The organism is Frateuria sp., assembly GCF_035695185.1.
Lineage (GTDB): Bacteria > Pseudomonadota > Gammaproteobacteria > Xanthomonadales > Rhodanobacteraceae > Frateuria_A.
This window is the reverse complement of record NZ_DASSES010000187.1, coordinates 1-10,714: the sequence shown is the minus strand read 5'-3', so window position 1 is coordinate 10,714 and position 10,714 is coordinate 1. Positions and strand designations below refer to the sequence as shown.

The following is a 10,714-nucleotide window of genomic DNA, read 5'->3' as shown; positions in this document are numbered from 1 at the left end:
GCTGGTCGACATCATCGCCGCGATGGAGCCGACCTTCGGCGGCATCAACCTGGAAGACATCAAGGCGCCGGAGTGCTTCATCGTCGAGCGCAAGCTGCGCGAGCGGATGAACATCCCGGTGTTCCACGACGACCAGCACGGTACCGCGATCATCGTCGGCGCCGCCGTGCTCAACGCGTTGGCGGTGGTCGGCAAGGACATCGGTGACATCAAGCTCGCCACCACCGGCGCCGGCGCGGCCGGCATCGCCTGCCTGGACATGCTGGTGGCGCTGGGCGTGAAGCCGGAGAACATCCTGGCGTTCGATCGGGAGGGCGTGATCCACACCGGTCGCGATGGGCTGGATCCGGACAAGGCGCGCTATGCGCGCGACACCGACAAGCGCACGCTGGCCGACATCGTGGCCGGCGCGGACGTGTTCCTGGGCCTCTCCGCCGGCGGCATCCTCAAACCGGAGATGGTCGCCAGCATGGCCGAGCGGCCGGTGATCCTGGCGCTGGCCAATCCCAATCCGGAGATCCTGCCGGAGGACGCCAGGCGCGTGCGCCCGGACTGCATCGTCGCCACCGGCCGTTCGGACTACCCGAACCAGGTCAACAACGCGCTGTGCTTCCCGTACATCTTCCGTGGCGCGCTGGACGTCGGCGCGACCGGCATCAACGAGGCGATGAAGCTCGCCTGCGTGCGCGCGATCGCCGAGTTGGCGCGGATGGAAGCCTCCGACCTGGCCGGCGCCTACGGTGGCGAGGTGCCTTCGTTCGGCGCCGACTACCTGATCCCGCGCCCGTTCGATCCGCGCCTGCTGGTGATGCTGGCGCCGGCCGTGGCGCAGGCAGCAATGGACTCGGGCGTGGCCGCGCGGCCGATCGAGGACATGGACGCCTACCGCGAGAAGCTCGGCCAGTTCATCTACCGCACCAGCCTGCTGATGAAGCCGGTCTACGAGCGTGCCCGCTGCGACCTCAAGCGCGTGGTCTACGCCGAGGGCGAGGAAGAAACCGTGCTGCGCGCGGTGCAGACGGTGATCGACGAGAAGCTGGCTTTCCCGATCCTGATCGGCCGCCCGGACGTGATCGCCCAGCGCATCGAGCGGCTCGGCCTGCGCATCCGCGAAGGCGTGGATTTCGAGCTCACCAACATCAACGACGATCCGCGCTTCAACGAGTACTGGCAGCAGTACCACGCGCTGACCGAGCGCCGCGGCGTGACCCCCGCCGCGGCCAAGAACCTGATGCGCTCGCGTCCGAGCCTGATCGCCGCGCTGATGGTCGAGCGCGGCGAGGCCGACGCGATGATCTGCGGCCTGGTCGGGCGCTACCACAAGAAGCTCGGCTACCTGCGCAGCGTGTTCGGGCTGGACCCGAACGTGCAGTGCACCTCGGCGATGTCCGGCGTGATCAACGACCTGGGCGCGTGGTTCTTCGTCGACACCCACGTGCAGGTCGACCCCACCGCCGAGCAGATCGCCGAGGCGACCCTGCAGGCGAGCTACCGCCTGAAGCTGTTCGGCATCGAGCCGAAGGTGGCGCTGCTCTCGCACTCCAACTTCGGCAGCCACGACAACCCGAGCGCGGCCAAGATGCGCAAGGTCTACCAGCTGATCCGCGAGCGCGCGCCGCGGCTGGAGATCGACGGCGAGATGCAGGCCGACACCGCCTGGGACGAGGCGCTGCGCCAGCGCATCTTTCCCAACAGCACGCTCGCCGGCCGCGCCAACCTGTTCGTGCTGCCCAACCTGGACGCGGCCAACATCGTCTACAACATGGTCAAGGTGATGACCGGCGGCGTGGCGATCGGCCCGATCCTGATGGGCGTGGACAAGAGCGCGCACATCCTCACCCCGGCCTCGACCGTGCGGCGCGTGGTCAACATGACCGCGCTCGCGGCGGTGGATGCGCAGATCCGCGGTGCCGGCCGCACGACCGGTGCCGAGGCCTGGCGGAGCATGCGTTAGAGCTTGCGGCCCGGCGCGTCTGATCGCTTGCCGGGGCGCCTGCACTCTGGTCGCGGGGTGCTCGAGCATTGAGCCACGGGTGAGGGTGGATCCGGGGCGAGCGAGCCGGCGCGCCCGGGCGGTCCGTGCGTGGGCACGGGTTGGACGACCGTGCGGCAGCTAGCCCGGCGAGGCGACGGCAGTGGGCTCGAGCAGCTGTGCGATGGCCAAGGCACCACGCCGGCCTGCCGGTACGCGCCCCGCGTCGAACGCGGCCGCCGAGGCGGCCAGCTGTTCGGCGCGGTAGGCCCCGAAATCCTTGCGGGCGTCCCGCAACGCCGGTCCCAGCCCGGCCAGGTCATCGAGCACGGTTCCCATGCGCCACATGTCCAGGTTGGGGTTGTCGCGCCAGGACCGCCGGTGCGGGTCGAGGAAGATGCAGGGCCGCGGGCGGGTGGCCGACGAATTCGTATACCTGGCTGCTGACGTCGCCCAGGTAGATGTCCGCGAGGCCGGTATAGGTCATGTCGATCAGCGCGGGGCTGCCGAGGTCGAGGCGGATGTTGGCCGCGTGCCGATGCCGTCGCGCCAGGCGCAGGCGCGCATGCGTGGGCAGCAGGACGTGCGGGGCGAAGATCAGGTTGTACTGCGGGTGCGCCAGGAACCAGTCCAGCACCCGCCGGCCCCAGTGGGACCAGGACGACTCTCGCAGGTTGAAGTGGGGGTTGTAGAGCACCACCGGGTTGTCGTTGCCGAACAGCTGCCCAGGCTGGCGGCGGCCTGCGGCAAGGTCGAACTTGGGATAGCCGATGATCCGGCAGCGGGCGGGGTCGACGTAGCCCATCTGTTCGAGCCGTTCCAGCTTGGTGCGCCCGGGCAGCAGGAACAGGTCGAACATGTCCATGCCCGGGTATCGTCCGTGTGCGCGCAGCCCGGCGCCGTGGCCGGCAAGCACCATGCGCGGCCCGCCACGCAAGTGGTGCAGGTTGGCGTAGGCGTCCGGGGAGACCAGCGCGTCGAAGCCGCGCAGCCGGTGGCGGTTGTGGCCAAGGACATAACGCACCCGCGGATGCGCCCGGCGCTTGAACAGGCGCAGCAGGCGATGCAGCGGGCTGGCCTGCAGCCGCTCGAGCCGGCAGCCGCTCCCGTAGAGCGCGGCCAGGTCCTCGATGGTCCTGGCATGGGCGGCGCTCGATACCAGGGCAGTCACCCGGTAGCCGGGCATGGCGTCCAGCTCGAAGGCGACCGTGGCGGCGTGCGCGATGTGCGCCGCCGGGCCCAGGAAGAGAAAGCCTACGTGCCGGGTCATGGGTGGGCATCCTTGTCGTGCCGACCCGCAGGATACGGGGGATTTGCGGTCCCGGTCATGCCCTGCCGCGGCTTCCGTATGGCGACCCACGGGCGCCGGGGCTAGAATCGGGAGTCCCCACACGTCGAATAGAAAGGCGCCTACGGCGCGCCGCGGAGAAGCTTCATGGATCAGCTCGATGACGTCCTGAACCAGGATATCGACCCCACCGAAACCCGCGAGTGGGTCGAATCGCTCACCGCGGTCATCCAGCACGACGGCACGGAGCGCGCGCATTACCTGCTCGAGCGCATGGTCGATTCCACCCGGCGCTCCGGCGGCTACCTGCCGTTCGATCCGACCACCGAATACGTCAACACCGTCGCGCCCAGCCAGGAGGCCAAGAGCCCGGGCGACGCGGCGATGGAGTGGCGCATCCGCTCGCTGATCCGCTGGAACGCGATGGCGATGGTGGTGCGCGCCAACCGCAAGCCCGGCGAGCTCGGCGGCCACATCGCCAGCTTCGCCTCGTCCGCGACGCTCTATGACGTCGGCTTCAACCACTTCTGGCGCGCGCCGTCCGCCGAGCACCCCGGCGACCTGGTGTTCCACCAGGGCCATTCGAGCCCGGGCGTGTATGCGCGCTCGTACCTGGAAGGGCGCATCGACGAATCGCAGCTGGACCTGTTCCGCATGGAAGTGGTCGGCAAGGGGCGCGGCCTGTCCTCCTACCCGCACCCCTGGCTGATGCCGGACTACTGGCAGGTGCCGACCGTGTCGATGGGACTGGGACCGATCCAGGCGATCTACCAGGCGCAGTTCTGGAAGTACCTCGAGCACCGCGGCCTGATCCCGAAGACCGACCGCAAGATCTGGTGCTTCATGGGCGACGGCGAGACCGACGAGCCCGAGTCGCTCGGCGCCATTTCGCTGGCCGGCCGCGAGGGCCTGGACAACCTGGTGTTCGTGATCAACTGCAACCTGCAGCGCCTGGACGGCCCGGTGCGCGGCAACGGCAAGATCATCCAGGAGCTGGAAGGCGTCTTCCGCGGCGCCGGCTGGAACGCGATCAAGGTGATCTGGGGTTCCTACTGGGATCCGCTCCTGGCGCGCGACACCGACGGCACCCTGCGCAAGCTGATGATGGAAACGCTCGACGGCGAGTACCAGGCCTGCAAGGCCTTCGGCGGCGCCTACACGCGCGAGCATTTCTTCGGCAAGTACCCGCAGACCCGCGAGATGGTCGCCAACCTGTCCGACGACGACATCTGGCGCCTCAACCGCGGCGGCCACGACCCGCACAAGGTCTACGCGGCCTACCACGCGGCGGTGAACACCAAGGGCATGCCCACGGTGATCCTGGCCAAGACGGTCAAGGGCTACGGCATGGGCTTAGGGTCGGGTGAATCGCAGAACCCGACCCACCAGCAGAAGAAGCTCGACACCGATTCGATCCGCGCCTTCCGCGACCGCTTCAACATCCCGGTGGCCGACGACAAGCTCGACGAGGTGCCGTACTTCCACCCCGGCAAGGATTCGCCGGAAGTGGAGTACATGCTCGAGCGCCGCCGCGCACTGGGCGGCTTCCTGCCGCAGCGACGCCGCAAGACCGACGTGCAGCTCAAGGCGCCGGAGCTGTCGGCGTTCGAGCAGATCACCAAGGGCACCGGCGAGCGCGAGATCTCCACCACCATGGCGCTGGTGCGCGGCATGAACCTGTTGCTGCGCGACAAGGCAATCGGCCCGCGCGTGGTGCCGATCGTCGCCGACGAGGCGCGCACGTTCGGCATGGAAGGCATGTTCCGGCAGATCGGCATCTACGCACCGTTCGGCCAGAAGTACCGTCCGCAGGACGCCGACCAGCTGCTCTACTACCGCGAGGACCAGAAGGGCCAGGTGCTGCAGGAAGGCATCAGCGAAGCGGGCGGCATGGCCGCCTGGATGGCCGCGGCATCGAGCTACTCGATCAGCAACCAGCCGATGCTGCCGTTCTTCATCTACTACTCGATGTTCGGCTTCCAGCGCATCGGCGACCTGGCCTGGGCCGCCGGCGACATGCGCGCGCGCGGCTTCCTGATCGGCGGCACCTCCGGCCGCACCACGCTGAACGGCGAGGGCCTGCAGCACGAGGACGGCCAGTCGCACCTGATGTCCGGCGTGATCCCGAACGTGAAGTCGTACGACCCGACCTTCTCCTACGAGATCGCCGTGATCCTGCAGGACGGCACCCGCCGCATGCTGCAGGAGCAGGAGGATGTGTACTACTACATCACCGTGATGAACGAGAACTACGAGCACCCGGATCTGCCCAAGGGCTGCGAGGAAGGCGTCATCAAGGGGATGTACCTGTTCCGCGACTCGGGCGTCGGCCAGGGCAAGGGCAAGTCCAAGGCCAAGGCGCCGTGCGTGCAGCTGCTCGGTTCGGGCACCATCCTGCGCGAGGTGATCGCCGCGGCCGAGCTCTTGGAGAAGGACTTCGGCGTGGCCGCCGACATCTGGTCCTGCCCGAGCTTCACCGAGCTGCGCCGCGACGGTTTCGACGCGGAGCGCTGGAACCGCCTGCACCCGGAGGCCGAGCAGCGCCTGCCGTACGTCACCCGGCTGCTGCAGGGCCGGTCCGGCCCGGCCATCGCGGCGACCGACTACGTGCGCGAGTACGCCGACCAGATCCGTGCCTTCATGCCCGACGGCATGCGCTACACGGTGCTGGGCACCGACGGCTACGGCCGGTCGGACACGCGCGAGCACCTGCGTGACTTCTTCGAGGTCGACCGCTACTGGATCGCCCACGCCGCGCTGGCTGCGCTGGCGAAGGACGGCCTGGTCAACGCCAAGGACGTGGCGCGCGCGATCAAGGAGTACAAGCTCGATCCGTCCAAGCCCAACCCGCTGACGGTCTGACCGCCGCACGCCCCTCTCCCGCCGGGAGAGGGGCGTGGTGAAGGGCCGGTGCCGCCGTAAAACGCGTTCCACCCGAACCGCCGCCTGCTGCCGTGTGGTCGCGCACGGGTGCGCTCCTGCCGGTGCCGCTCCCTACCTGCCAGCGCGGGAGAGCCGCGCGCTACACCCGCTTCGCCGTTCCAGCGCACGCCGCGCGCGCGCCTGCGCTAAACCCGCATGCGCAAAGTGAACGACCCTTTCGCGCAGCGCGCACGGCCGGTTGCCGATACTTCCGGCCCAGCCAGCCATACACGGGTTTCCATGATCGAGCGCATGCAGGGTGACGTCATGAACGCACCGGTTTCCCTCACCCCTCCCGGGCATGCCGGCGTGTCGCTCAGCGGCCCGCCGGGCGAACCCGAGCATCCCCAACAGGATCCGGCGCCGCCGCGCCCCAACGACCCGATCGATCCCGGCCGGCCGCAGCAGCCCGAACTGCCGCCGATCGACCCGCATACGCCCACGGTGCCCGAACCGCGCATGCGCGGGTGACAGGATCCGCCGCGCAATGTGGCCCCTCACCACCGACCCCTCTCCCCGCGGGGAGAGGGGTGTGGGCGTGTCAGTCCTCGTCGCTCCGCAGCAGCTTGCGCAGCAGGAAGAACGCGCCGATCGTGCCGGCCACCACGGCGACCGTCGCCACCGGATGCCGGCTGGCATGACGGCGCGCGCGACGGTATTGGTAGCTCGCCTCGTCGGCCAGGTCCTCGGCCATGTGCGACAGCTGCCTGCCGTAGCCGGAGCCGCGGCGGCCCAGGTGCGTGGTCATGCGACGGCCGCGTTCGACCAGGTTGCTGGCCGTGTCGGCGGTACCCTGGGCGTACTGGCGCACGCGGTCGCGCATGCGCTCGCTGGCACCGTCGAAGCGCTGCTCGATATCGCGGGTTCGGTTCATGGGGGCCTCCTGTGCGTCGAGGCCCCAGCCTGGACGCTGCGGCGTGAGAGGGGCGTCGAAAGCGGCGGCCGCGGTTCAGGCTTCGCCCGCCCGGCGCCGTATCGCCCGGCCGCGCGCGGCCCGTCGTTCGCTCAGTAGCGCCAGCCCGTCAGGTCCGCGCCGGCCGGGGCGTGGTCGTCGATGTAGTGCGTGACCGTCTCGATCAGCGCCTTGCCGCGCGGCCCCCAGCAATGCGGCGCCATCGGCTGGTAGGTGATGCTGCCATGGAAGGACGGATCGTGTGCACGCTCGAGGAACGCATCCATCGCGCGTACGCCCATGTTGAGGTTATAGGTGTCGGCGTCGCCCACGTAGATGTGGATCTTGTCGGTCACCTTCGGCCCCAGCGCGGCCCAGTGGGTTTCCAGCAGGTAACGCAGGTCGAAATGCTGCTTCCAGTACCGCGCGACGTCGTGGTCGATCGCGCCACTGCGCTTGTCCCACAGCCGCCTGGGATACCCGTCCGCGCCGACCGGGCCGAAGGCCGCTTCCCAGATGTCCCACTGGCCGCCGGAGCGGTCGTGGTCGCCCACCGCCAGCTCGTACCAGTTCTCGTCCTTCATCATCGCCTCGACGTTGCCGTCGGGCTGGCGCGTATCGACGCGTTCGACCTTCACCCAGCCCTTGTCCAGCCAGTACGCGTTGGCGTCCTCGTAGATGTTCACCACCTGGTGGTGGCGGAAGTCGAGCGCGTCCGGGCAGGAGGCGAAGGTGCCACCGTAGTAGTCCGGATGGAACAGCATCTGCGCCATGGCGATCCAGCCACCGGTCGAGCCGCCTTCCAGGATGCGCGCCCACGGCGCTTCGATGGTGCGGAAGCGCTTCTGCACTTCCGGCAGCAGCTCCTGGTGGATGGCGTCGTCGTACGGGCCCTCGTTGGCCGAGTTCACCGCGTAGGAATCGTCGTAGTAGGGCGAGGGGTGCTGCAGGCTGACCATGATGTAGCGCGGCGTGCCGTCCGCCAGCCAGTAGTCGCGGAAGCCCGACTTCGGGCGATCGAAGCCGCCGGGCGCGCGGGTGGAAAAATGGCCTTGCTCGTAGATCACCGGATAGCGCACGCCCGGATGCCTGTCGTAGTCCTTCGGCAGCAGCACCGTGGCGCCCAGGTAGATCGGCTGGCCCCACCAGTCGCTCAGGAGCTTGCTCTTGATGCGGAAGCGCCTGACGTAGGGCGTGTCCTTCGGGAACGGGATCGGCGCGATCACCTGGTCGGCCACCAGCGCCACCGGCGTCGCTGCGGCCGGGTCGTAATGCACCTTCACCGGCTTGCCGTAGAGATTGCCGGGCGAGTGCTTGAAGTCCTGGCCTTCCCACTGGTCCATGTGCAGCCACACGGTATGGCCGTCGGCGCGCTTGAACTCGGTGTAGACGTTGACGAACGGCTGCATCCAGTAGTCGCCGGCGGGAAGCTGGCGCAGGCTGGTCAGCGGCGCGCCGAAGTCGTCCGAATCGATGGTCGCCACCTGGCCGGGCGCCAGCGCGGTCACGTCATGGCCGAACAACGGCACGCCGGTGATGTCGGCCTGCTCGATCGGCGGCGTCTGGTTGCTGCGGCTGACCGCCACGTAGACGCGCCCGGTGATCGGCTGCGCGTGCGCCTTGGGACTGAAGCTGACCCGGATGCGCGGGCCCTGCGCCGCGTGCGCGGCGGGCAGGGTGGCCAGGGCGAGGAGGGCGGCGCCGGCAAGGCGCAGGAAAGGCAGGGGCGTGGTCATGCGGCGATGCTAGCCGCTGGCCGGCGTCGTTCACACTGCCGCGCCGCTGCTCCTGCCGAAGAGCAACGACCTGCGTCTTGCGGCAGTGCTGACGCCGCGCTCAGAGCGTCTTGGCGCCGGCGTCCTCGGCCGCCTCGATCGCCTCCGGCTCCAGGTGCAGCCGCTGGCGCCGGCGCAGCGTCGGGAACATCGCCATCCACGCCCCCACCACCACCAGCGTGCCGACGCCGCCCAGCACGACCGCGCCCACCGCGCCCAGCCAGGCGGCGGCCAGGCCGGACTCGAACTCGCCCAGCTGGTTGGAGGTGTTGATGAAGATCGAGTTGACCGCATTGACCCGACCGCGCATCGCATCGGGCGTATCCAGCTGCACCATCGAGCCGCGGATCACCATGCTGACCATGTCGAACGCGCCGGCGGCGAACAGCGCCAGTAGCGACAGCCACATCCACGAGGACAGCGCGAACACCAGCGTGGCCACGCCGAAGCCGGCCACCGAGCCGAACATGATCATGCCCACGCGCCGGGTGAGGTCGTGCCGCGCCAGCCAGAACGACATCAGCAGCGCGCCCACCGCCGGCGCCGCGCGCAGCAGGCCAAGACCCCACGGACCGGTGTGCAGGATGTCCCGGGCGAAGATCGGCAGCAGCGCCGTGGCGCCGCCGAACAGCACCGCGAACAGGTCCAGCGAAATCACGCCGAGCACGTCCTTGCGCTCGCGGATGAAGTGCACGCCGGCGAACAACGACTTCAGCGTCGCCGGCTCACGCTTCGGCGGCGCCTGCTCGTAGCGCAGCAGCGCCATCAGCGTGGCGGCGATCAGGTACAGCCCCGCGGCCGTGGCGTACACCACGCCGGGGCCGGCCACGTAGAGCAGGCCACCCACCGCCGGCCCCAGCACCATCGCCATCTGGAACGCCGAGCCGCTGACCGCCACCGCGCGCGGCAGGACCGCCGGCGGCACCAGCGCCGGCAGCAGCGAGGACATCGAGGGCGATTCGAACGCCTTGGCCGTGCTGATCACGAACACCAGCGCCAGGATGCCCAGCTCGTCGATGCCGTGCAGGAAGCTCAGCAGCGCCAGCAGGACGATCGCGCACCATTCGACCACTTGGCCGAGCAGCACCACGCGGCGGCGCTCGAACTGGTCGGCCACGTGCCCGGCCGGTAATGCCAGCAGCACCGAGGGAAAGAACTGCACCAGGCCGATCAGGCCCAGGTCCAGCGCGCGGCCGGTGATCGCGTAGATCTGCCAGGCCACCGCCACCGAGAGCATCTGGAAACCGAAGCCCGAGGCGATGCGGGCGAACCAGAACTGCACGAAGGCGCGGTGCTGGAGCAGGGAATCGGTGCTCGATGGCATGGCGACGCCGCGGACGAGGGAAGGGCGATTATCGCGCCTGGGACCGCCGCACGGGCGCCCCGATCCGCCTGTCGCACCCCGAAACGGGGCCCGCCTGCGAGATCTGGAACCCTTCCGCCGCTTCACCAGGGGAAGCCCGCGGGGCGGATAGGGGAACGCCGCGGAAGACTTCACGGCCACTTGCCCACCTCCGCCCTAGCTTCGCCCCATCGCTGCAGCAGGAGACCGGCCATGGGCCGCCAGGCCGAACACGTGTACACCGACCAGCCGACCATCGCCCGCTTCAACGGCATGGTCGAGCACCTGCAGAATGGCGCGCGCGTGCGCCTGCACCTGACCGACGGCAGCACCTGCGAGGGCGTGGTCGCCGCGCGCCCGACCGTGCAGGAGTTCTACGACGGCGCGGGCAACGAGGGCAGCAACGGCGTCGTGCACCTGGAGCACCTGGGTACGTCTGAATGGAAGCGCTACGTCTGGTTCGACGAAATCGCGCGCATCGAGCACCTGGACTCCGATGCGCAGTTGCAGGCCTAGCCGCTGG

At 69.3% G+C, this 10,714-nt stretch carries 9 protein-coding genes; 4 read left to right on the top strand and 5 right to left on the bottom strand.

Going from position 1 to position 10,714, the window contains the following annotated elements:
* The coding region (locus VFH59_RS15040; RefSeq protein ID WP_325165724.1) for an NADP-dependent malic enzyme at nt 1-1,954 on the top strand (1,954 nt) is incomplete at its 5' end.
* A gap of 159 nt (nt 1,955-2,113) precedes the next feature.
* On the opposite strand, the gene VFH59_RS15035 is transcribed toward VFH59_RS15040, so the two are convergent.
* Together VFH59_RS15035 and VFH59_RS15030 are read right to left on the bottom strand one after the other, a co-directional pair.
* Nucleotides 2,114-2,311, bottom strand: coding sequence for a hypothetical protein (locus tag VFH59_RS15035; RefSeq protein ID WP_325165723.1), 198 nt, complete (start codon nt 2,309-2,311; stop codon nt 2,114-2,116).
* On the bottom strand, nt 2,292-3,242 hold the full coding sequence (locus VFH59_RS15030) for a hypothetical protein (protein WP_325165722.1): 951 nt from the start codon (nt 3,240-3,242) through the stop codon (nt 2,292-2,294). Before VFH59_RS15030 ends, VFH59_RS15035 begins: the two co-directional genes overlap by 20 nt.
* Nucleotides 3,243-3,407: 165 nt before the next feature.
* On the opposite strand from VFH59_RS15030, the gene aceE reads away from it, so the two are divergent.
* Both aceE and VFH59_RS15020 read left to right on the top strand, forming a co-directional pair.
* On the top strand, nt 3,408-6,122 hold the full coding sequence (gene aceE / locus VFH59_RS15025) for a pyruvate dehydrogenase (acetyl-transferring), homodimeric type (RefSeq protein ID WP_325165721.1): 2,715 nt from the start codon (nt 3,408-3,410) through the stop codon (nt 6,120-6,122).
* Between the two features lie 300 nt (nt 6,123-6,422).
* Entirely contained in the window at nt 6,423-6,653 is a 231-nt protein-coding gene (locus VFH59_RS15020; protein ID WP_325165720.1) for a hypothetical protein, read from the top strand.
* A gap of 70 nt (nt 6,654-6,723) precedes the next feature.
* Here VFH59_RS15020 and VFH59_RS15015 read toward each other — a convergent pair whose 3' ends face one another.
* The 3 genes from VFH59_RS15015 to VFH59_RS15005 form a co-directional block, all read right to left on the bottom strand.
* Entirely contained in the window at nt 6,724-7,056 is a 333-nt protein-coding gene (locus VFH59_RS15015) for a hypothetical protein (RefSeq protein WP_325165719.1), read from the bottom strand.
* A gap of 131 nt (nt 7,057-7,187) precedes the next feature.
* Entirely contained in the window at nt 7,188-8,810 is a 1,623-nt protein-coding gene (locus tag VFH59_RS15010; RefSeq protein WP_325165718.1) for an alpha/beta hydrolase-fold protein, read from the bottom strand.
* A gap of 100 nt (nt 8,811-8,910) precedes the next feature.
* Nucleotides 8,911-10,173 carry an MFS transporter gene (locus VFH59_RS15005; protein ID WP_325165717.1) on the bottom strand — a complete coding sequence of 421 codons (1,263 nt, stop codon included), beginning with the start codon at nt 10,171-10,173 and terminating at the stop codon, nt 8,911-8,913.
* A gap of 231 nt (nt 10,174-10,404) precedes the next feature.
* On the opposite strand from VFH59_RS15005, the gene VFH59_RS15000 reads away from it, so the two are divergent.
* Nucleotides 10,405-10,707, top strand: coding sequence for a DUF3247 family protein (locus VFH59_RS15000; RefSeq protein ID WP_325165716.1), 303 nt, complete (start codon nt 10,405-10,407; stop codon nt 10,705-10,707).
* Nucleotides 10,708-10,714: the final 7 nt, after the last annotated feature.